Source organism: Microcoleus sp. BR0-C5 (genome assembly GCF_036705045.1).
GTDB lineage: Bacteria > Cyanobacteriota > Cyanobacteriia > Cyanobacteriales > Microcoleaceae > Microcoleus.
This window is the reverse complement of sequence record NZ_JAUBTR010000091.1, coordinates 1-23,143: the sequence shown is the minus strand read 5'-3', so window position 1 is coordinate 23,143 and position 23,143 is coordinate 1. Positions and strand designations below refer to the sequence as shown.

Below are 23,143 nucleotides of genomic sequence, written 5' to 3'. Positions count from 1 at the left end.
TAGCGTTCGCTACAACTGGTGAAAATCCTTTATTCATGGAGTATTCATTCCTATCTTATACTGAGCTTGAGAGTCATGATAGAATCTCCCAGCCAAACAGGAAAGCGATTATACTGCACCCTCTTTTTATTGTCTGTTACATTTGATACTAAATTAGATGCGCTTACCCTGATAGTCTTGTGCAATCGCCCCCGCGCTCGAACCACCACCAGTCAGAATATCTAGTGACTGCGATCGCCGGGGAATTTCATTCTCCAAAGCCAGCCCAAAAGCTAGTATTTGAGTAAATTGGGTAGCGCTAAAATTATTGTCGCTCACTAGCACTACAGATTGCTGTCCGTTCGGCAACACTGGCCCCAAAGTCATACCTTCAACATTATCCAACCCTGTCGGCAAACCCAGGGTGTCAAAATTGAGTACCAAGCGTTTCTCAACAGGTCTGACAGTATTAATGTTAAGTAGGTGTGCAGAATTAATTACACAATATTTCTACTGAAACCCTTGCCTAGCAAGGAGTCTTTATGTAATTAATTTTGTGTGGTTACTTAATAGCATTCAGCGAATTAATATCGCTAATATCGCTGGCTCCGTTTAGCCGGACTTCGTAGAGTTTGATGGTATTTCCCGTGCCCGGTGCGCCTGCTGAAAAAGAGCGTTCTAGTGCTAAGAAAGTGCCGCGATTGTCTAAAGCCAACAGTTCCACTAAACCGTTTGTATTAAAGCCTGTCTCTGGAACTGCTGGAACTGCCACCGGGTCAGTTAGATAAAGAAATTCTTGTTCCGGCTGTCCTGTAGTTAAATTGTATTTGAGAATGCGCGATCGCGAACCGGTATTAATTGTTGCGATCGGCCCGTCTTGCACTAAAGCATTCTCCGTTGCTGTAAACAAGAATCTCCCATCAGGAGTAATTGTCAGATTTTCAAAAGCTAAATTGTTGCGAATTCCCGCTGTTGGTGCATCTGCTGGACCTATAACTGGTACAAACTTTGAGGGTACGGGTAATTGTCGCAACTGGCGACCTGTCCCTAAAGCAAACTCGTTGACAAATGGACTCTGAAGTCTACCAGCCAAGGTAGTGACTTCGCCTTCTGAGGAAACAAACACAGTGCCGTTACTCGTTAAACCGATGCCTTCCGGGTCGATAGTATTAGTAGCAAAAGGTTGATTGTTTTGGTTGAGCAGAGTTGTCACCCCAGAGAAATTAATCCCGGAACTAGACAGCGAACCAGAACTTAAATCGATGTTGAGAGTATAGAATCTGGCTGGATTTCTGTCCGAACGATCGTCAGAAATACTGTAATAGCGGTTGTTAATTTGGTCGTAATCAATGCCAGAAAGTCCGCCCACTTGAGTTCCTTCTACAGTGACGGAACCTGTTGGATAAGTAGCTTGTCCGATGAAATTGATATTTCTGACACTGGTGCGGGGAGAGCGATCGCCCACAGCAATATCGGCCCAAACTAAACTGTGGTCAGAAGTAGGAGTATTTTCCGCAGTTTGGCGATCGCCCACCAATCTGTACAGCGGATCTGTCGTCAAAGGCCAAAATACCCCAGCATCATTAATCGGCAAGTCAGCCGACGGCAAAACATAATCAACTCGCAGATTTCCCGGGTTATTTCCTGCATCTCCAAAATCCGCCGTATCAAAAGCCGGATTGCCTTTATGGTTGACATTATTACCGCCGTCTGCTACTTGTTGAATGCCGCCTAAACTTGCAGGAATTACGCTAGTGACTCCTGTATTTACTCGCGAGTTATTTAGCAACTGCAAAATCGCATTGTCAAAACTATCCCCATCAAAAGGATCGGCATTTTGGTCGCCCATAATTACAAAACTAGCATTGGGGGCAAGTCCGCCAACTGTGCGGCGATCGTCGTAAATATAACTACCTCTACCGGGAGTAACGTAATCTGCCCAAAAGCTAATTTCATCATGATTTCGCCTGCCGTTTCTGTCTTCAGGGCCGTCAAATACAGGCGGGGTCGGATGACTGACTAAGGCGTGAACAATCTCGCCGTTGATATTGATTGGCACATCCCAGTGACTCTTGGACGAAAGGCGAAATGCGTTTAATTCATCAGGCGAGTAATAGTCATTTGCTGCGGGGGTAGACGGGTCATCCGGCAATAATGCCCCTGGCATATCTTTCCAAAGGAAGTTTTGGAACGTGCGAATATTGGCAGTATCAATGGGATATTTTGAGTACAGAGCCATTCCGTATTGTCCAGGAAAATCCCCAAACCCGAAAGCGTCGTTGCCGTAACCGTTTGTGCCAATTTGTGTGACAACAGAACCGTTGTTGTCTAAATCTAAACCCGAAGCAATGCCCGTGTTAGAAGGGGCAGTATAGCGAAAGGGATAATTAACAGGAGTTGCGCCATTTTGACTGACTGACAGATAGTTTTGCTGAAACAAATCTAGCGCTGTGCTGCTGCTGTCGTAGTCAAATTCGTTAATTAACAAAACATCTGGATTCACCCGCTGAATTGTTTCAGCGACATTCTTTGCTTGCTGGTTGTTGGGAGTAGATAAATCTGTAATTAACCGACCTGCATTACTGCGGTTCAAAGAAGCGTTGAAGCTAGAAAAGCGAACTCCCGGAACTGAGTTTTGGGCTACCGTGAAATCTCCTGCATCGAAGGAGTTGACTCCCTCCAAAATCGCGATAAATTCGTTAGTTGCTGTATCTCGCAGAACAATGCTGTTGCTGAAATTACCCGTACCTGGAGAAATTTCGATATTAGCCGGGGAGATTCCGCTTAAACTAATTAAGTCTTGACCTTTAACAAAATCGGTGATCAGGTCAGCATTTTCGAGTTGGGAACCGCCAGTAGTGCGCGTTCCTATCCGCCCGATAGCGAAAATATTTTTACCGCCACCTCCAGTTAAAACGTCACGATCGAGGTCGCCGGAGAGAAAATCGTCTCCTTCGCCACCTTGAAGGGTATCCTGGTTTCGACCGCCGTAGAGTGCGTCATTTCCCGCACCGCCCAATAAAAAGTCATTACCTGAATTACCAAAAAGGCGATTATTTCCTTCCTGACCAGAGATGGCGTCATCGCCCCCCAACCCTGAAATTAAGTCCGCTGCGATCGTCCCGCTTAATGTGTCATTCCCTGATGTGCCGTTAATTGCTGCCACGTTAAGTCACTCCTCTATACCGCTGAAGTCAAATATTTTCGGCTTTGCGAGTATAGTCTCACGCTACGATTAAAGACTAATTATTTATTGGTTAAAAACTCGCGCACTTTCCTTCATTGAGGCGATCACTCCCGACAGCATAGATGAATGTGATTTTTATGTCTTTACTTCCAATTTTGGAGACATAATAATGCCCATTGACCACAAACTCCTAGGCTTAAATTTAAATTAACCTTTCCTTTACAAAGATTGTGTAGAGTATTCTAGGGTTCACTGTTTCTAGCTACTTAGAAACAATCTAGCGGGCTTCACGAGTCAAATCTGTAGCGAGGGTAACAAGGTGTTTCTAAATCAGACGCTAAGGGTACTCTGCTACTGGCTATCACCTTAGCCAAAAGTCTTTATCTAAAGAAGTCGTTCGTGCTGCATCGCCTTTAGCCTGACTGTTTATTCAGGTTACATTCGTCGTGAATCGGACATTCTCAGGGCAAATAATTCCCCTGGTTTGAAACCTAAAACATCTTGAGGATAAGCGATCACCCTCAAAGCACCTTTAAATTCAAGATGGCGTTCTCCCGTGCGATCGTCGCCAACCAACTCAACAAATTTCCACACTAATCAAAACAGGTTCTACCAACCAATGGCACCCACATATCACGACCTTCTTATCGGTTCGCTAACGCAGGATTGGTCAAACACAAGTCTCATCGCTGTTAATGATGACTGGTCTGGTATCCCAAGTATTGATGGTTTTCGCGGAGATGAACTAACAGGCGCAACGGGAACAGATCCACAAACCATTGTTGTGGCCGGCACATCGCCAATTGATGTCAATGCAAATCAGACCAATCCCAACACCTTCACCACCGGTGGGGTTGCTGAATTTGAGATTGCCAACCCCGTTGTTGCCCTTACTGGTTCCGGTACAGCAGATGCCCCTTTTTTGCTGATTTACCTCAACACTGTCGGCGTTACGAACATCAACGTCTCCTTTAATCTCCGCGATGTGGATGGATCTGTCGATAACGCTGTTCAACCAGTTGCTTTGCAATACCGCGTCGGCACATCCGGCAATTTTATTAATATCCCTGCTGGCTACGTTGCAGATGCCAGCACAGATCCAAGTTTAGCAACCGAATTCACACCAGTTAATGTTACGTTGCCAGCAGCAGCACAGAATCAATCTCAAGTTCAGCTCCGGGTGATCACAACCAACGCTGTTGGGAATGATGAGTGGATTGGGGTTGATGACATTAGCATCACAGGCACTCCCGGTGGTGGCGAACCGACAACAACGGTCACACTCCAGGCAACAGACACAAACGCAGCAGAGGCAGGGCAAGAGCCAGGGACGTTTAGAATTACACGCACAGGCGACACGAGTGCAGCCCTGAATGTGAACTACACCGTCGCCACGGGTTCGGGTCAGGCGACTAATGGCACGGACTATACGCCCAACTTGACGGGAACTGCCACCATTGACGCGGGGCAATCCTTTGTCGATTTGACGATCGCCCCAGTAGACGATAGTGCAGTCGAAGGCAATGAAACTGTCACGCTCAACCTAGTCGATACCAGCGACTATGACCTCGGTGGTTCCAGCGCGGCGACAGTGACCATTGCAGATAATGATGTGCCACTGACCCGCATCCGCGACATTCAAGGAACGGATCACATCTCCCCCCTTCTTACCTCTGCAACCGATCGAGTCGGTGTCTTCAATGTTGGCGGAATCGTTACCGCCAAAGCTTCTAACGGATTCTACCTCCAAGACCCCACGCCCGATGCCGATGCTGCAACATCTGAGGGAATTTTTGTCTTCACAGGCACGAATTCCGCAGGTTCAGCCATTCTCAACAGTGTTAGCATCGGTGGTGCTGTTCTCGTCACGGGTACTGTGAGCGAGTTCCGTCCTGCAGGGAATGCGAATAACCTCACGACTACCCAGATTAGTAACACCTCGACACAAGCTTTGAGCGTTACCCCCTGGACAACGGCACCCACAACTACGATTACCCCCACAATTGTCAATCCTCCGACAACAGCCATTAACAATGACTTCTCCGCTGGAAGTCCTGGCAACGTGGAAACAGGCGGTGATTTTGAGCCTACTACTGAAGGCATTGATTACTATGAAAGCCTGGAAGGAATGCTGGTACAGGTAAACAATCCTGTAGCTGTTAGTCCGACAAACAGTTTTGGGGAGATTTGGGTACTTGATGACAATGGCGCAGATGCCACGGGGCGGACGGCTCGTGGGGGTAGCCTCATCAGCCCTAATGACTTTAATCCAGAACGCATTCAGATTGAGGATGATCTAATTCGTCCTGGCTCTTCGTCACCCTTGGTAGATGTCGGAGCGCAACTCGACACAGTGACAGGGGTGATCGGCTACAACTTCAACAACTACGAAGTGCTGGCAACTTCGCCCATCACTGTTGATACTCCCAGTCTCTTAGAGAAGGAAGTCACTACCCTAAACCCAGTTGATGACAAGCTGACAGTCGCTACCTTTAATGTGGAGAACTTAGACCCAGGTGATGGGTCTACCCAGTTTAATGCCTTGACTCAACGCATCGTTACGAACCTGCAATCACCGGACATTATTACCCTAGAGGAGATTCAAGACAATAACGGTCCGACTAACGATAGCGTTGTTGATGCTGCCACGACCTACAACACTTTGATCGCAGCGATTCAGGCGGCAGGCGGCCCGACTTATGAGTTCCGTCAGATTAACCCAACTGATGACCGGGATGGTGGTGAACCGGGGGGAAATATCCGCGTCGGTTTTCTATTTAAGCCAGAACGGGTCACGTATGTAGATCGTCCGGGTGGAACAGCCACAACGCAAACTACTGTAAATAATGTAGGTGGCGACCCGCAGCTTTCCTTCAGTCCGGGTCGGATCGTTGACACTGACCTCTCAGATGGTGATGCGTTTGCCAATAGCCGTAAGCCTTTGGTTGGGGAGTTTATATTTAACGGTCACAAGCTGTTTGTGATTGGAAACCACTTCAATTCCAAGGGCGGCGATCAGTCCCTCTTTGGCCCGAACCAGCCTCCCGTCGTCACGAGTGAAATCCAACGCCGCCAGCAAGCGCAGATTGTTAACAACTTTGTAGATAACCTTCTCGCCGCAGACTCTACGGCAAATGTGATTGTTTTGGGTGACTTGAATGACTTTCCGTTTTCTGAACCTTTGAACATCCTTAAAGGGACACCGGGTGGTGTGGGTACACCAATCCTGAACAATCTGATCGAGACTCTACCCGCCAACGAGCAGTACACCTACAACTTCCAAGGCAACGCGCAGGTTTTGGATCACATCTTGGCGAGCAATACGCTGTTTAATAATTTAGATGAGTTTGATGTTGTTCATATCAACTCTGAGTTTGCGGATCAGGATAGTGACCACGATCCCAGTGTGACTCGTTTCACGTTTCCTCAGTATGTCGGGACACCAAAAAATGATTCCTTTACTGGCACCGATTTGAATGAAGTCATTACTGGTGGTGAAGGGGGGGATAGGCTTACGGGTGGCGGTGGTAGCGATCGCTTTGTCTACACCAACATTGAGGATTCAGGAGATCGGATTGAGGACTTTATCACTGGCACTGATAAAATCGTTCTCACCCAGTTGCTCGATAGCTTGGTTCCTGGGGGCTACGACGGCAAAAACGCGATCGCGGATGGTTATGTGCAGTTGGTTCAAAGAGATAGCAAAGTTGTCCTCCAGATCAATCAAGATGGCTTCAGTAATGACAACAAATTCAAAAATTACATTACTGTCGAAAACGTTCTGGCGGCAGACTTGAGCGCTCTGAACAACTTTGTATTTTAGAGGTGTTTGGTTGAGCAATCTTAGAAAAGTCAGTGTAAGTGCTTTGTATTAGCATTTTTACCGTAGGAAATCACCCAAACGATTGCTCAACCAGCTTAAGGGTATAATACTCCTCTGATGAACTCCATTTCTAGACCTCTATAAGGTTTAGGAATGGAGTTTACGGGGTGACAACGTTTCTGAAACCATGATGCTAAAAGCATTTAATACCTTTAGAGTAGGTTAAACAGGTGGACTTGGATGATCCAAAATCCCTGTAATCAAGGTTTCGCCATCAAATGTGAGAGGTTGAATTGACGATCGCCCAGCTTCCAGATTGGCTCGCAGTTCCTTAGTACCGAGATGCCAGCGGTATGATCCAAGGGCGATCGCCCCAAAAATGCCAACTACAAGCGCGAGGATAATTAGTACGATCGCCGATCGCCACATGGTGATTCCTCTTGATACCTAAAAACGAGTTAATCCAGCGCGAGTCTTACACCCATCTACCGACTACAACTCTCACCGTTCCATCTGCCAAAGTTTCCTCTTCTTCAACATAAAAACCCTCTGACAGCACCGCCGCCATCAAAGTTTTGCGCGCGTATTTTTGACTAATTGAATTGACAAATTCCTGCTGATTAATTCGAGCGCCCCACAAATCCGCCACCAATTCGTAATCCTCTCCGCTGCGGCGAAAACCCAAATCGTAACCATTGGATTGCCGAATCACGTACTCGGCATTAGTTTTGTCACCCCGATAACCCCGTACCTGCACATTGCACTCTACTTGATAACCCAACTCTTCCAACACTTGATGTAGCAGTTCGCCGTTCTTGATCTGAACCTTGATCGTTGTGAAGTGTGACATATCACTTTCGGATTTTTGTGTGAAACGCTAATTTGATTATAATACTATAAACTGCAACAGTCAATAAGTTATAAGTTGCGCTCTTCAACTAGGTTTGAGCGTCAGCGAAAGCAGCCGGGTTACAAGCCCCCGGATTCATCTGTGCAGAAATTAAAAAGATAGTATCCGATAACAATTCCCCCGATTTATCCGTGAGTTCGCTTTCTTCAATCCTCCAATTCTTCAATTCTTCAATTCTTCAATTCTTCAATCCTATGATTCATCCGTGAGTTCGCTTTCTTCAATCCTCCAATTCTTCAATTCTTCAATTCTTCAATTCTTCAATTCTTCAATCCTATGATTCATCCGTGAGTTCGCTTTCTGCAATACTCCAATTCTTCAAATCTAAAATCTAAAATCTAAAATCTAAAATCCTATGGCCGACAATTCTAACCAACCCAGAGAATATGATGCCGTCCTCGGCGGCCAAAGTCAAATCCCGATCGCCGGCGCTGTTTTGGGAGGCATCGCTGGAGTCAAGCAGCGCTTCAACAGTCGTAGTATCGAGTCGCGGATGGCCGCTGTTAAAGATACTCCTAAATACGGAGGCGCTGGTTTAAATTTAGCAATTGAGGCGCTGCTTGACCCCGCACCCGAAGTGCAGCGAGTTGCTTATTTAATTTTGCGACAAAGGACAGAACCTTTAGTCAGCCAAGCTTTAAAAGAATTCGTGCCTTACAAGCTTTTTGACTGCATCCGCAGTGTGAAAACTGGGACAAATGTTGCGATTAGTCCCGGAGGCGATCGCACGGCGAGTTTGCACGGGAAAATAATTAGAATTTGCGATGTAGAGACAGGAGAAATACTCTATACTGTTGACAAGTATCCCCGCGCTCAAGAAACTTTTGTGCTATGCCAAGAAAGCGAAGTTTTTGTGAGGAGCAGAAATACTCCGAAACATCGTGCGATCGAAATTTGGCAAGGAGGAGAATTGCGGCATACTTCCCTCGGACATGAAGGGGAAATTAGCGCAATTGTCCTCAGTCCCGACAGTCAAGTTATCGCCACAGGTTCGGCAGATACTACTATCAAAATTTGGAATTTAGAGACGGGAAAGTTAATCTGTACTTTTGGCAATCTTTTAACTTGGGGAGCTCATAAAGCAGGAATTGTTAGTCTTGCTTTTAGCCCGATCACACAAACTCTCGCTAGCAGCAGTTCTGACGGTACAATTAAACTGTGGAACCTCCGCAGCAGAGAATGCTCCCAAACAATTAAAGGTTATGCGAATTGTCTGGCTTTCAGTCCAGACGGGCAGACTTTGGCGACTGGTGGCTGGGACAGAAACATTCAACTGCGGCAGCTATCTAATCCAGATAGTTCAATCACTTTGGCGGGGCATTTTAACTCGATAAATGCGATCGCCTTTAGTCCCGACGGACGCACTGTTTTTAGTGCTAGTGCTGATGGTAATATCAAATGTTGGAATGCCAGTACAGGCGAAAATATTCACACTCTCAGCGGACATCAAAACTCTGTTACTTGTCTTACTTTTAGCAGCGATGGTGAAACTATTATCAGTGGAAGTATAGACAAAACGGTCAAAAATTGGGGAGTTATACCATTTGAGATTTGAGATTTGAGATTTGAGATTTGAGATTTGAGATTGAAGAATAGGGAATGACTGCTCGGCTATAGGTTGGGAGCTTGCCTAAAGTTGCAATTTTATTGACGGGTATTAATTGAATTTCCGCTAATACCAGACTAAGAAAATATTATTTCCATGCAAACATAAAGGATATTATTATATTTTTTATCACTCAATCAGCTTTTTTCGTATAAAGTCGGTTTAGCAAAGCAAGCCTGCGTCCAGGACTATTCTCATAAAACTCGCCCGGACGGACTTCCTAACTACAAACACTTTTTATGACTGGTAATTGACCGGATATGATATCAAGAGTGCGTCCTGGAGTGTTTAATATTTCCAAATTCCTGATTCCTGATTCCTCGGTGCGTGAATCTACGCAAACAAATATAATAAATTTACAATCCTAGTTCTTGTGCAAGCCGAGAATTGCGGAACTTGTTTTTGCATTACTACAAATAGTTACCGTAAAAATACTGACGGGCAGGCATTATTCAGCTTATGATCAATTTGTGAAGTGTCGCCGGAAAGCCTGAGATACCCGCAATTTCTGAATCCTTTAAGGTAGCTTTAATATATGGCAGATTGGTCGCATGAGTATTCGTGCTAATTGTAATATGTGACTTAAAAAGTTTATGCTTAAAAGATAGGCTGAGGTTAAATATACAGTGCGCCCTAGAGTAACCATGTCACACTGCAACCAATCCATCTGTCGTTCCCGCAATCTCGCAGAAATGTGCGATACTGCTGCCAGTTGGCAGCAAAAAGCCGATCGACTAACGGTAGAATTAAACACCACCCAGGATCTGCTTCACGCAGAAATCGATCGGCTCAAACAAGCCAACGAAACCCTTCACGCCGCCGTCAGTTGTGCCCCCGTTTTCCTGTGGGCAACAGACAGAGACGGCAAGTTAACCCTTGCAGCAGGGAAAGGATTAGAAAATTTGGGACTCAAACCAGGTGCAACTGTCGGGCGATCGATTTTTGAAGTTTACAGCAGCCAGCCAGATATCTTAGAAAATATTGCCGAGGTACTAGCAGGAAACGATCGCACTTGGAACGTCCGAGAGAGGCATTGTATTCACGAAATTCGATCGGCAGCCCTGCGAGATGGAAACGGCGAAGTTGTCGGGGCAGTTGGTGTTTCTACTGAAATTACCGAGCGCGAGCAGTTCATCGCCACTCTGAAAACGGCAAATCAAGAATTAGAAGACAGACTTCAGCAGCAAACGGCAGTCTTCAATGTAGCACTTGCCGAAAGCGAAAAAAAGTACCGTAACCTCGTAGAAACCTCCCAAGAATTGATTTGGTCGATCGATATTGAAGGCCTCTTGACTTTTGTCAATTCCGCCGCCAAACGCATCTACGGTTACGAACCGCCAGAAATGATCGGACGGCGCTTCACCGATTTTTTAGTTCCCGATCAAGAAAGTAGACCAAGAGAAATATTTGCCCAACTTTTAGCAAAAACCAAACTTCAGCCACAAACCGCTAATTCTCCTTACGAAACAGTACACATTCGCAAAGACGGTACTCCCGTCCACCTGCGCGTCAACAGCATCGTCAACCAAGCTGAAAACGGCGCTATTTTAGGCTTGTGCGGAACGGCGACAGATATTAGCGATCGCAAGCGATCGGAAGAAGCACTCCAAGAAGCTACAGACCAACTTCGCGCCGTTTTGGATGCCGTACCCGGACTGATTTCTTGGATCAGTTCAGATTTGCGGTATATTGGAGTCAACCAGCACTTAGCAACCTCATTCAACCTGTCTCCTGAAAGCTTTGTCGGTCAAGAAATCAACTTTCTCGACAAAGGCTCGAATTTCGGAGAACTGATCCGAATTTTTTTTGACAGTTCATCTCAGCAAACCTGCCAAGAAATAGAAATAGAAATTAACGGTTTCGTCCGCAACTATTTGATAGTAGCTCAGAAATATCATCAGGGAAGCGCAGCAGTTTCTGTAGGAATAGACATTACCGACCGCAAGCGTGCGGAAGCTCTCAAAAACCAATTGATCTGCTCGTTGCAAGAATCAGAACACAAATTTCGCAGCCTTTATGAAGCCACCAGCGACGCAGTAATGTTGCTTGACGAAAAGGAGTTTTTTGACTGCAACCCCGCCACCTTAAAAATATTTGGCTGTAGCAACAAACAAGAATTTTACGGCAAGCATCCGAGGGAATTTTCTCCGCCGTTTCAGCCTAACGGACAAGATTCAGCCAGTTTAGCTGCACAGAAAATGAACATAGCAATGCTCATAGGTAGCTGTCGATTTGACTGGGTACACCAACGACTCGACGGTTCAGAATTTTCTGCAGAAGTTCTGTTAAACGCAATGGAAATTAACGGACAAAAATTTCTCCAAGCTGTAGTACGCGACATTACAGACCGCAAACGGGATGAAGATCAAATCAAAGCCTCCCTCGCCGAAAAAGAAGTCCTTCTCCAAGAAATTCACCACCGCGTCAAAAACAACCTCCAAGTTATTTCTAGCCTGCTGAAACTTCAGTCTCGCTACATTCAAGACAGCCGCGTTAGTGAAATGTTAAAAGAAAGTCAAAACCGAGTCAGATCAATGGCCCTGGTTCACGAACAATTGTATCAATCCAAAGACTTGTCAAACATTGACTTTGCTGAATACATCCAAAATCTCGCCCACAATTTATTCCAAGCTTATGAAAATCATGCAGAAGGCGTCAACTTGCAAACAAATATTGCGCCGTGTTCTCTCAATATTGATACGGCAGTTCCTTGCGGGTTAATTATCAACGAGCTTGTGACAAACGCCCTCAAATATGCCTTTAAAGGACAAGTTAAAGGTAAAATTAACATAGATTTCACTTTAGATAATAACAGATTTTGCGTGCTAACCGTGAGTGACAACGGAATTGGTTTTCCTCAAGACTTAGATTATCGCAAAGCCCGAACATTGGGTTTGCGATTGGTCGGGTCTTTAGTCAAGCAAATCCGGGGGGGAATAGAACTGTTAGAAACTGCTGGCACGACTTTTAGAATAACCTTTTGTCAACCAAAATTACGCTCTGAGGAGAAAAATTAGTGTCCAACAAAAAAATTCTGATAGTTGAAGACGAGAGCATCATTGCGGAAGACATTTCCGACAGTTTGATATCTTTAGGATATAGAATAACTGGGATGGTCTATTCGGGAGAAGAAGCGATTGAATCGGCAGCCAAGTTACGCCCGGATTTAGTTTTAATGGATGTTAACCTGCAAGGAGAAATCGACGGCATTACAGCAGCGGAAGAAATTCGCTTGCGATTTCAAATCCCGGTAGTTTATCTGACAGCCTATGCCGATGAAACTACTTTGCGACGAGTCAATAGTACAAAACCGTTTGGCTATATTGTCAAGCCATTTGAAGAAAAAAACTTGCACACAACTATTCAACTGGCACTCTACCGACACCAGTATGACAGCTTGACCAACCTGCCGAATCGTTCATTTTTGCGAGAAAAGTTAAGTCGAGTATTAGATGGTCAAAAAGAATTGTCAGGAGTCGTTCCAGTTGTCACGCTTAGCTTAGATAAAATCAACCGCATTAACAGTACCTGGGGACACGATATCGGCGACTCGGTGCTTTGCAGCATCGCCCAGCGGCTAACTAACTGCATGGAAAACATTCATATTGTTGCTCGTTTGGAAGCGGCAGAATTCGCGCTGATTCTTAAACCAGTTGCAGAAAAACAGGATGTGGCTAAGATTGCTCAAAACATTTTAGATATTGTATCCCAATCTATGATTGTCAAAGATTGCGAAGTCTATGTCACTGCTAGTATCGGGATCTGCTTGTATCCCGGAGACGGCACCGACGGAGATGAAATGCTGAAAAATGCTTATATAGCAATGTATCAATCTCAGCAGAAAGGCGGGAATAATTATCATTTTTATACGCCCACAAAAGCTAATTATTTCATCAATACACTTCTTCAAGAAACTTCCCTGCGCCATGCTTTAAAAAGCTCAGAATTTGAAATCTACTATCAGCCGCAAATAGCAATTAAAACAGGTAAAATTATTGGTGCTGAAGCTTTGGTGCGCTGGAATCATCCAGAACGGGGGCGAGTTTCTCCGGGGGAATTTATTCCAATGGCTGAAGAGATGGGCTTGATTGCGCCGTTGGGTGAATGGGTATTAGAGACTGCTTGCAGGCAAACTAAAACATGGCAAAAAGCAGGTTTACCGCCCCTGCGAGTCGCAGTTAACGTATCAGCCCGTCAATTCGAGCGCAAAAATTTCACGGAAAGAGTCAGGGAGATATTAACAGAAACCGCTCTCGATCCCAAGTGTTTGGAATTAGAACTGACGGAAAGTCTGGTTTTGCAAGACGAAATTGCAGCAGCTAAAGCTTTTACGGTGTGGAAAGAGCAGGGGATTAGGATAGCAATTGATGATTTTGGAATGGGATATTCTTCTTTGAGTTATCCAAAACGCTTTCCGTTTGATGTGATCAAAATTGACAAGAGTTTTATTCGCGATATTGCAGACGATCGCCAAAATGCAGCGATAACAATAGCGATTATTCAAATGGCACACTGCATGAACATGACGGTGGTGGCTGAGGGGGTAGAAAATGAGCAAGAACTTGATTTTTTGTGCGAGTACGAATGCGACGAAATTCAAGGCCATCTTTTCAGCCAAGCTTTGCCAAGGGCTGAGTTTGAAGCGCTGCTGAAAAGCGATAAGTGCTGGGATTTACATCAATTCCGGTTGCAATCCTCCGGAATTGTTGAGTGTTGAGTGTTGACTGTTGAGTGTTGACTGTTGACTGTTGACTGTTGACTGATGACTCATTCAAAAGATACGATCGCCCAACCAACTTCCCAGCCACAGCCCAAAACCGGAAGTAGCCACCAACAGGATAAACGTATAAAGCGCGCTGCCGGTGTGGATCAACCTTTCAGCAGCTACCATCCGGGCCACAACTCCAGCAATAATCCCGATCGCAGCCCAAGCCCCATAAACAGTCTTAGACCCGGCGATAGCCAAGGCTTGGACGATGGCCCCCGATCCCGCCCCAGCCAAAACCCCCGCCCACGCCCCAATCCCCAGCCCGATCGCACCAGAGAGCCCGACGGGGCCGCCAGAATTCCCACCTACTTCCGCCGCCAGCCCACACATCAAGCCAACAATCGCCCAACACACGGCCGCCACCAACGCCTTAACCCAATTCCCAGAAACTGTTCCCGCCATCAATCCCACCACTGTCACCACTCCCCCTACAGCCAAAACAACAGCCACAGCCCGCGACTCTGCCTCGGAACTGGCGATCGCCCCCAAACCAGCCCCAACTGCGGCCCAAGCAGCCCCTGTGACCTTTCCTCCCGCCTGAAAACCGGCGATCGACCCCCCTACCGCCCCAGCTAAAACTAACGCCGCCAGCCACACTCTAGGCGTTGCCGAACCCTCCGCCAGCAAAAGCGCGGCCCACAGCCAATCTGCACCGCAGATTAAAGCCCACATCCACAGCGGGGCGGCTGATACCGTCAAAATCCAACCGGTCAAAGCGTAACTTGCCACGGCGATTGCCAGCGGCCACCAAGGGAAGCTGGCATAATGTTGAGATGGCCGCACTTCCCTCGGCGCGCTTCGCGGTTTTGAGTATTGAGTTGAAAATTCTGTTTTCCTTCTCGAAGTAAGCTTTCGATAGTTTTGAGATCGCCCTGCTTTCCTCGCAACGCTTCGCCCTGGTTGCTTTGTGCCCCGCCACCCTGGGCGACTGTGAGTGGTAAATCGTTTCTTTCTTGAAGAGGTTTTTTGAGTTAGAAATTTTTTGGAGGCGGCTTTTGGGCGGGTTTGACGGCGCTGGGAACCAGGCCTGGCGGCTGATTTTCCAGAACGCCTTCTCAGCGGCTTTTCCGGCGCGGGCGGTGGCTGCTGAAACTGTTTTTCGATCGATCTCGATGATTCAGGCTGACTCAGAAACAACACCAACTGCTGGTAAGCTTCATTAATTTCTGTTAATCTTTGGTGAGCTTTTTGTTGCAGGCGGTCGTTGTTGGCAAACCGATCGGGATGCCACACAAACGCTAAATCCCTGTAAGCGCGCTTAATTTCTTCTAAGGAAGTTCCAGGCTCAATTTCGAGGATTTCGTAGCATCGATTAATGTCAGCCATAGGCTTCCGGCAGGTGTTTGTAAATTCGCGTGAAGCGAAGCTATCCCGTAGGGAATGATACTTAATATCTTCTACTATTCTCAGCCAAGCTGCACATTAAGCCGAGATCCGATCGAGTGTCAAGCGTCCTCAAGTCTGTCGGCCATCCCTAGGGTCGATCAATGCAGGCGAACAACTGGCTACAATGAGAAAATCCTTTCGTGCGATCGGTAACTGTGTCTGTGTCGGCAAATCAAGCTCCCATCTTCATCTTAGTTGACGGTCACTCCCTGGCCTTTCGCTCCTACTTCGCCTTTGCCAAAAGTCGAGACGGAGGCTTGCGAACTACGACAGGCATTCCCACCAGCGTCTGTTTTGGCTTTCTCAAGTCGCTGCTGGAAGTAATGGCGGCCCATGACCCCCAGTACATGGCGATCGCCTTTGACCTCGCCACACCCACATTTCGCCACGAAGCAGACGAAACTTACAAAGCCGGTCGTGCCGAAACTCCCGAAGATTTCATCCCCGATATCAAAAACCTGCAAGAACTCCTCACCTATTTGAATTTACCTGCAATAACTGCTCCCGGCTTTGAGGCGGACGATGTTTTGGGAACTTTGGCAAACAAAGCCAGCGCGGCGGGTTATCAGGTCAAAATCCTCACGGGCGATCGAGATTTGTTTCAATTAGTAGAAACCGAAAAACAAATCAGCGTATTATATTTGAGTACCGATGAACTCAGGCGATCGGGCAAAGGCAAATCCCAAGAATACGGCCCGGAAGAAGTCAAAGCCAAACTCGGTATTTTGCCAGAACAAGTAATAGATTACAAAGCCTTGTGCGGCGACAAATCCGACAACATCCCCGGAGTCAAAGGCATCGGCGACAAAACCGCCCTGCAATTGTTGGAAGCTTACAATTCCCTAGACGGAATTTATGCAGCCATCGATGAGATTAAAGGAGCAACTAAGAAAAAGCTAGAAGAAGGCAAAGAAGCTGCTTATCATTCTCAGCGCATGGCGACAATTGTTCAAGACGTTCCCTTAGAAATCAACTTAGAAGATTGCCAGCTTATAGGTTTTGACGAATCAGCCTTGATTCCAATGCTGGAAAAGTTGGAATTTAAAACATTTTTAAGCAAAGTTAAACAAATTCAAAAGCGTTTTGGTGGCACAGAAGAGCAATTGACAAACAGTGGAACAGGCATCTTGCCTGTTGCAAAGGGCGGGCAAGATGCCCAACCCCTACTCCCCACAATCAATTCAACAGACAGTGGAACAGGCATCTTGCCTGTTGCAAAGGGCGGGCAAGATGCCCACCCCACAATAGATAAGTCACCTGCAACTTCTGAAAGTTCAGAAGATGAAAGTGACACATTTTACAGTTTGGCAGAAACCCTAGCCGCCCAGCAGGAAAACAAACTGCCAATTAAACCCCGAATAATTCAAACAACCGAACAGTTAAACGAATTAGTCAAACTGCTGCAAACCTACACCGACAAAACCTCACCCGTGGCGTGGGATACCGAAACCACCGCCCTCGAACCGCGAGACGCCGAATTAGTCGGAATTGGCTGCTGTTGGGGAACCGGCGAAGAGGATCTCGCTTACATTCCCACTGGACACAAAACGGGCAAAAACTTGGACAAAGCCACAGTTTTAAATGCTTTGCGTCCGATTTTGGAAAGCGAGAATTATCCGAAAGCGCTGCAAAATGCTAAGTTCGATCGATCGATCCTGCGTTGTCAAGGAATTAAACTAGCAGGAGTCGTCTTCGACACCATGCTAGCCAGTTACGTCCTCAATCCCGAAAATAGCCACAGCCTCAGCGAATTGTCAAAGAAATACTTAGTCGAATCAGAAGACAATCACAGTGTCAGCGAATCGTTAAGGGAATACTTACGCAAAAATCCCAAAAGTTATAATAAATTAGTATCGAAAAACCAAACAATTGCTGACAGCAGCATTCGAGAAGTAGCCGACTACTGCGGCATGGATGTTTACACTACATTTCACTTGGTTGGGGCACTTAAAGCCAAATTGAAGGAAGCTGATGAATCTAGCTTTCCAGATAAGTCTTTGCACAAGTTGCTGCTGGAAGTAGAACAGCCCCTAGAACCAGTTTTAGCAGAAATGGAATATCAGGGGGTTCGCATAGACACAGGATATCTTAAAGAACTATCCAATGAAATGGAACCGCGATTAGCAGCAATTGAGCAGGAAATTTATAATGCCATACCTCTTGAGGATTTCAAGGCTTATCTCGCCGAAAAAATCGAACATATCGAACCCACTTTAGGCACGGTTCCTCAGAAAGTTTACGAGACTGTGCCCAGTGCAATTTTAAAGCCTTATCTCAAGAAAATATTGCCAAAAAATAACCTTAATTTGGCTGAAATTAAGCAGAAAGTTGACAACACAGCAGCCAGTGAACTTTTAAAGTTGAACTCACCATCCCAGTTGAGCGAACTGCTGTTTGACATACTCAAGCTAAACACTAAAAAGTCTAGTAAAACTGCGACAGGCTTCTACTCCACCAATGCTGGCTTCCTAGAAAATTTGCAAGGAGACCATAAGGTTGTCGATGCTATCTTAGATTACCGTACCCTGCAAAAGCTTTATTCTACCTATGTAGATGCTATACCGAAGCGGGTGCGTCCCGATACTCAGCGATTGCATACTGATTTCAATCAAACTGTTACAGACACAGGTCGTCTTTCTTCTTCTAATCCTAATTTGCAGAATATTCCCATCGGTACGGAATTTTCTAAGCAAATTCGCAAGGCATTTTTACCGGAAGAAGGTTGGCTGATGGTGTCGGCTGACTATTCTCAAATTGAACTGCGAATTTTAGCTCATTTGAGTCAAGAACCTGTGTTAATAGAAGCTTACCAAAATAACCGAGATGTGCATACCGTGACGGCTCAACTGTTGTTTGAAAAGGAAGAAATAACTCCCGACGAAAGACGGTTTGGCAAGACGATTAATTTTGGGGTAGTTTACGGTATGGGGGCGATCAAGTTTGGGCGATCGATGGGCAAGACTTCCAAAGATGGCAAGGAGTTTATTGCTAAATTTAACGCTCGCTATAGTAAAGTTTTTGAATATTTGGAGAAAGTAAAAAAAGAGGCGATCGCCCTCGGATACGTTACCACAATTCTAGGCCGCCGCCGCTATTTAAAATTCGAGAGCGAAAGCCTCCGCGACTTAAAAGGCCGCAATCCCCAAGACATTCACTCCGATCGACTTAAATCTCTCAGCAGAGATGATGCCCAATCTTTGCGGGCCGCAGCCAACGCTCCCATTCAAGGTTCCAGTGCTGATATCATTAAACTTGCCATGATTGAAGTACACAAAATTTTGCAAAACTATCAGGCGCGGCTGCTGTTGCAAGTTCACGATGAATTAATCTTTGAAGTACCTCCCGATGAATGGGAAGAATTGCAACCGAAAATTAGAACGGCGATGGAAAATGCTCTGCCACTTAGCGTACCGCTGATAGTTGACATCCACGCTGGGCAAAATTGGATGGAAACTAAATAAAACAGAGAAATATGACCAAAACAAAAATCGCCATTCTCCCAAAAATAAAAACCTTAAGTGCAGTTGCTGTGCTATTGCTACTATTCGGGTGTCCACAAAAGTTAGCGCCCAACAACTATGCTGTCAAGCGAGTCAGCGACGGCGACACCCTTGTCGCTAGCGATGCCGCCGGTAAAGATATAAAAGTGCGTTTTGCCTGTGTAGATGCACCGGAAATCTCGCACGGCGAACCAATTAGCAAAGCATCAAATAAAAATCAATTCAAGTGGGGAAATCTAGCGCACCAAAGAATGCAGCAGCTAGTCAAACAAGGGGGCGGTCGCGTTGTTTTGACCGTCACCGATACTGACCGCTACGGCCGCAAAGTTAGCGAAGTTCGCTTGCCAAATGGTACATTTGCCCAAGAAGTTTTGATCCGCGAAGGATTAGCAATGGTTTACCGTCCTTACTTGAAAAATTGTCCGAGTGCAAGTGTTCTGGAACAAGCGGAAGCCGAAGCTAAGAAAAATCGCCGCGGCGTTTGGGGAGATTCTAAGTTTGTTCCCGCCTGGAAATTTAGGAACAGTGATAAATGATGGGAAGAAAGCCCTTCGACTTCGCCCTCCGGTAAAAAAAAGGAAAATGGTAGGAGTACGAGCTAACTCTTGCCTTCGGAGTTTTGTTAGTCTAGTAGAGCCACAAGTTTCAACCGATTTGTATATTGACAGGGACAAGATTATGTTGTTGGGGTGAAATCGGGGAACCTGTATCAAACATTTACAGTCTTGGACTCACTCCGGTTTTGTTAAACCCCGTCTATACTATAAATCTTAGGTTTAGCTGCTCCGCATCGGCCCAGAAAGCGGGTTTCTAGATAGCGATGCCGATCGTCCTAATTTAGTAGAATACAATCAGGACGAGGTTCTGCTCCTACGGTCTGCAATCTGTGGAGTTTCGGCGATAGCTGACGCCTGATTAATCTAAAACCAGACATGAGTTCGATCGCACTTTTCTCCGAGCTGTTTTTTCGGAAAAGTCAACAAATGTGATAGGCTCCAGATAAACTAATAGACTGCTGACAAAAGCGGTCTATTGCAATCACCCAAAAATAACTTTAAGGGACATCAATGAATTTCAAACATCTGGTTATTTCCGGCCTTGCCCTGATCCTCGGTACTGCAGTTGTAGGAAATGCGATTGCTCAAGAACTGACAGACAACCAAAAAACGGTTATTTGTCGCTTGAAAACAGAAGTTGACCAGCGGAAAGGCAACGGTCAAAAATTAGTATTTGTGCCGTTGCTGAGCCAAGTTCGCAAGCAAGTTTCATCTCCTTTTAGAGCGACGCTGCATCCTAATGTGGAGTATGTTTTTGTTGCCACTTGCGACGGAAATTGCCAGGATTTAAACCTAGCTCTCAAGGATGCAAGCGGTCAGGAAATCGCTGTGAGTCAAAAAACAGGCGAACTGGCGTCAATCTCTTTTACTCCCCCATCCCAAGGCGAATATCAAATCACTGCTAAGCCTGGGGAATGCACGACGGCAGAGGGTTGCAGTTATGGCATGGGAATCTTCGTTCCAGCAAGTGCTAGCGTACCTAATGCTTCAAGAATTCCTGCTGAGATAGCACAATTTCGACTTTGCCAGTAGGGTAACAGCGATCAAGTTGTGGGTTGCGAGTAGAGTAGAGTTTTCAAGCAGAAATCTAACTCATAACTTGCAACTTATGACTCGCGACTTATACCGCAACCACGCCCGACGGTGAGTAGGTTATTAATTACTGAAACCATCCCTTTGACTGGTTCTTCCTTCTTGCTTTTTTTACTCTGAGCGTCTTGCCCGATCGCATCGCTGAAGGGAAGGGAGCTGAAGGCAGCCGAAGAGCCTTATTCTTTCTGCTATAATTTGTGACGCATAACTCCTCCAAACTGTCAAGCCGATCGAGCTGTGGAACCCTGCAAAGACCCAATAACTACCGAAACCTAGTCCGAAGCCAGAACTTTATTTACCCTCCGGCAGGCATCAATTAGAATATAGATGGTGCCTCTCAAAGGTGACGAGTACATTGCCCATGTCTTTAACCTTAGCTTTGAAAAATCAACTGCAGAACCGTCCTCAAATAGGGTTGAAAAGTCTCTTGGGCCGCTTGGGTATCAGGCAGAAAATCGGCTGCGGATACGCCTTGGTCATTAGTATTGCCGTTTTGGGTGCTGTGGCGGGACGAGGAGTAGAATCCTATCACAAACAGCAAGTTAGAGAAAAACTAGCGATCGACCGAGATAAAGCGGAAATCCTGACAAACCTCAACAACACGGTGCAAGAAGTCAGAATTCAGCAGCAAGAGCTCGCGAGTCTGACGGCAAAACCGCAAATTTTCGATCGCCAACGCTCGGAATTCCTGACTCGCGTTGCTCAGATGAGCGGCATCCTCGAACAACTGCAAACCCCGTTGCAGACGAAGAATCCCGAGGTTGCCAAAGACTACCAACAGCTTCAACAGTTCGCTCAAGTCAACGGCAAAACCGTAGAATCATACTTTCAACAAGTACAAAAATTGTTGGCTACTGCGAAATTATCTGCTTTGAATCCGCAACAGCAGCAGGCTTTTGGGCGGAATTTGAACAATTTTGTGGCCGGCGAAACTGCTTTGAAACTCAAACAGTTTTCCGAGGATTCAGCCCAACTGGCCGGCAACTTTCGCGAGAAAGCAGACGAGGCATTGAGAACCTACGAAAATGCCGAAAAACTCGGAACTCTCATTCTCGTTGGCTCTCTCTTGATATCAGGTGCGATCGCAGCAATTCTAGCAGCATACACCAGCGGGGCGATCGCTCGCTCCTTAGAAGCCACCACCCTCATCGCTCAGCGAGTGACAGAAGAATCTAACTTTGACCTGCAAGTACCCGTCACTACTTCCGACGAAGTGGGAATGCTAGCAATTTCCCTCAACGAATTAATCCAAAGAGTAGCCGAATACACAGAAGAATTGCACGAAGCAAAAGTAGCCGCCGAAGCTGCCAACCGCTCGAAAAGTGCATTTCTCGCCAACATGAGCCACGAACTACGCACCCCCCTCAACGCCATCATTAACTACAGCGAAATGCTGCAAGAAGATGCTCAAGATTCCGGTTCAGAAGACTTTCTCCCGGACTTAGAAAAAATTCAAACCGCAGGCAAACACCTGCTGGATATGATTAGCGACATCCTCGACATTTCCAAAATAGAAGCAGGTCACGTCACCCTTTATTTGGAAAACTTCGACGTGGCGACCATGATTGAAGAAGTGATGACTACTGCTCAACCGCTAGTAGAAAAAAAAGGCAATTCTTTAGCACTGAAAACAAAAGGCGAACTCGGCACAATGTACGCCGACCAACCGAAAGTGCGGCAAATTCTGCTCAATTTGCTCAGCAATGCTGCCAAGTTTACCGAAAAAGGCGTCATTACTATCGGCGTCGAAAGAATGAAAATTGAAAAATCAAGACCGACGAAACAAAATAAAAATAATGATATTCACTCTGGTTCAAGCTACACTTCTCAAGTTTTAATGTTTCGAGTCAGCGACACCGGCATCGGCATGACAAACGAGCAATTAGAGCAGATATTTAAACCTTTTACCCAAGCTGATGCTTCGACTACCCGCAAATACGGAGGCACGGGTTTGGGATTGACAATTAGCCAGCGTTTGTGTCAAATTCTTGGCGGCGAAATTAGCGTTGAAAGCGAAGACGGTAAAGGTTCAACTTTTATTGTCAGTCTCCCGGAACGGGTGGTGATGCAGGCATAAAGTCAATCGATTTTAGATTTTAGATTTTAGATTTTAGATTTTAGATTTTAGAATTGAAGCATTGAGCCCACGGATAAATTCGGGGGCTTGTTTATGGGATACAGGTTGTTTTTTTCTCCACGGATGAATCCGAGGGCTTGTATCCTGGATGCTTTCGGTGAGGCAAGATATGGATTTTGACCCCACATTCCGCAGTTCTGGCTTTGATGACTAAGGATTTTCATACCTTCACTGTAGGAAAAATATCTGTGCCTACCT

The 23,143-nt window shown here is 46.0% G+C and carries 14 protein-coding genes; 8 read left to right on the top strand and 6 right to left on the bottom strand.

The annotated features are described in order from the left end of the window. Positions 1 to 153: 153 nt before the first annotated feature. From QUB08_RS28080 to QUB08_RS28070, 3 genes are all read right to left on the bottom strand, one after another. A complete protein-coding gene (locus QUB08_RS28080) occupies positions 154 to 423 on the bottom strand; it encodes an esterase-like activity of phytase family protein (protein WP_333229080.1) in 270 nt (89 codons plus the stop codon). 118 nt (positions 424 to 541) lie between these two features. Next, positions 542 to 3,145, bottom strand: coding sequence for an esterase-like activity of phytase family protein (locus QUB08_RS28075; protein WP_333229078.1), 2,604 nt, complete (start codon positions 3,143 to 3,145; stop codon positions 542 to 544). Positions 3,146 to 3,601: 456 nt separating this feature from the next. After that, on the bottom strand, positions 3,602 to 3,760 hold the full coding sequence (locus QUB08_RS28070; RefSeq protein ID WP_333229076.1) for a hypothetical protein: 159 nt from the start codon (positions 3,758 to 3,760) through the stop codon (positions 3,602 to 3,604). 25 nt (positions 3,761 to 3,785) lie between these two features. Between QUB08_RS28070 and QUB08_RS28065 the strand changes: the two genes are divergently transcribed. Beyond that, positions 3,786 to 6,989, top strand: coding sequence for an endonuclease/exonuclease/phosphatase family protein (locus QUB08_RS28065; RefSeq protein ID WP_333229074.1), 3,204 nt, complete (start codon positions 3,786 to 3,788; stop codon positions 6,987 to 6,989). Between the two features lie 222 nt (positions 6,990 to 7,211). Here the strand turns inward: QUB08_RS28065 and QUB08_RS28060 are convergent, their stop codons facing one another. Together QUB08_RS28060 and QUB08_RS28055 are read right to left on the bottom strand one after the other, a co-directional pair. Further along, the gene (locus tag QUB08_RS28060) at positions 7,212 to 7,418 is read right to left on the bottom strand and encodes a hypothetical protein (protein WP_333229072.1); all 207 of its coding nucleotides are present in this window, start codon (positions 7,416 to 7,418) and stop codon (positions 7,212 to 7,214) included. A 46-nt stretch (positions 7,419 to 7,464) separates the two neighbouring features. Next, positions 7,465 to 7,839 (bottom strand): DUF1257 domain-containing protein, encoded by a 375-nt coding sequence (locus tag QUB08_RS28055; RefSeq protein WP_333229070.1) that lies wholly within the window; start codon positions 7,837 to 7,839, stop codon positions 7,465 to 7,467. A 415-nt stretch (positions 7,840 to 8,254) separates the two neighbouring features. On the opposite strand from QUB08_RS28055, the gene QUB08_RS28050 reads away from it, so the two are divergent. From QUB08_RS28050 to QUB08_RS28040, 3 genes are all read left to right on the top strand, one after another. Continuing rightward, complete coding sequence (locus tag QUB08_RS28050; protein WP_333229069.1) at positions 8,255 to 9,454, top strand: WD40 repeat domain-containing protein; 1,200 nt, start codon at positions 8,255 to 8,257, stop codon at positions 9,452 to 9,454. 695 nt (positions 9,455 to 10,149) lie between these two features. After that, the gene (locus QUB08_RS28045; RefSeq protein WP_333229067.1) at positions 10,150 to 12,522 is read left to right on the top strand and encodes a PAS domain S-box protein; all 2,373 of its coding nucleotides are present in this window, start codon (positions 10,150 to 10,152) and stop codon (positions 12,520 to 12,522) included. Further along, the gene (locus tag QUB08_RS28040) at positions 12,522 to 14,222 is read left to right on the top strand and encodes an EAL domain-containing protein (protein ID WP_333229066.1); all 1,701 of its coding nucleotides are present in this window, start codon (positions 12,522 to 12,524) and stop codon (positions 14,220 to 14,222) included. The genes QUB08_RS28045 and QUB08_RS28040 overlap by 1 nt, the downstream gene beginning before the upstream one ends. A gap of 54 nt (positions 14,223 to 14,276) precedes the next feature. On the opposite strand, the gene QUB08_RS28035 is transcribed toward QUB08_RS28040, so the two are convergent. Further along, positions 14,277 to 15,599: a DnaJ domain-containing protein gene (locus QUB08_RS28035; RefSeq protein ID WP_333229064.1), complete on the bottom strand. Its 1,323-nt coding sequence runs from the start codon at positions 15,597 to 15,599 to the stop codon at positions 14,277 to 14,279. Positions 15,600 to 15,799: 200 nt separating this feature from the next. On the opposite strand from QUB08_RS28035, the gene QUB08_RS28030 reads away from it, so the two are divergent. The 4 genes from QUB08_RS28030 (at position 15,800) to QUB08_RS28015 (ending at position 22,885) form a co-directional block, all read left to right on the top strand. Beyond that, positions 15,800 to 19,120, top strand: a complete 3,321-nt coding sequence (locus QUB08_RS28030) for a DNA polymerase I (RefSeq protein ID WP_333229062.1) — start codon at positions 15,800 to 15,802, stop codon at positions 19,118 to 19,120. A gap of 11 nt (positions 19,121 to 19,131) precedes the next feature. Further along, complete coding sequence (locus QUB08_RS28025; protein ID WP_333229060.1) at positions 19,132 to 19,695, top strand: thermonuclease family protein; 564 nt, start codon at positions 19,132 to 19,134, stop codon at positions 19,693 to 19,695. 531 nt (positions 19,696 to 20,226) lie between these two features. Then, complete coding sequence (locus tag QUB08_RS28020) at positions 20,227 to 20,748, top strand: hypothetical protein (RefSeq protein WP_333229058.1); 522 nt, start codon at positions 20,227 to 20,229, stop codon at positions 20,746 to 20,748. A 421-nt stretch (positions 20,749 to 21,169) separates the two neighbouring features. Next, complete coding sequence (locus tag QUB08_RS28015) at positions 21,170 to 22,885, top strand: ATP-binding protein (protein WP_333229056.1); 1,716 nt, start codon at positions 21,170 to 21,172, stop codon at positions 22,883 to 22,885. Positions 22,886 to 23,143: the final 258 nt, after the last annotated feature.

Bases quoted from the DNA above. Each gene is read 5' to 3' on its own strand.
- QUB08_RS28065 (WP_333229074.1), top strand. From the start codon at position 3,786: ATGGCACCCACATATCACGACCTTCTTATCGGTTCGCTAACGCAGGAT.
- QUB08_RS28060 (WP_333229072.1), bottom strand. From the start codon at position 7,418: ATGTGGCGATCGGCGATCGTACTAATTATCCTCGCGCTTGTAGTTGGC.
- QUB08_RS28055 (WP_333229070.1), bottom strand. From the start codon at position 7,839: ATGTCACACTTCACAACGATCAAGGTTCAGATCAAGAACGGCGAACTG.
- QUB08_RS28050 (WP_333229069.1), top strand. From the start codon at position 8,255: ATGGCCGACAATTCTAACCAACCCAGAGAATATGATGCCGTCCTCGGC.
- QUB08_RS28045 (WP_333229067.1), top strand. From the start codon at position 10,150: ATGTCACACTGCAACCAATCCATCTGTCGTTCCCGCAATCTCGCAGAA.
- QUB08_RS28035 (WP_333229064.1), bottom strand. From the start codon at position 15,599: ATGGCTGACATTAATCGATGCTACGAAATCCTCGAAATTGAGCCTGGA.
- QUB08_RS28025 (WP_333229060.1), top strand. From the start codon at position 19,132: ATGACCAAAACAAAAATCGCCATTCTCCCAAAAATAAAAACCTTAAGT.
- QUB08_RS28020 (WP_333229058.1), top strand. From the start codon at position 20,227: ATGAATTTCAAACATCTGGTTATTTCCGGCCTTGCCCTGATCCTCGGT.
- QUB08_RS28015 (WP_333229056.1), top strand. From the start codon at position 21,170: ATGTCTTTAACCTTAGCTTTGAAAAATCAACTGCAGAACCGTCCTCAA.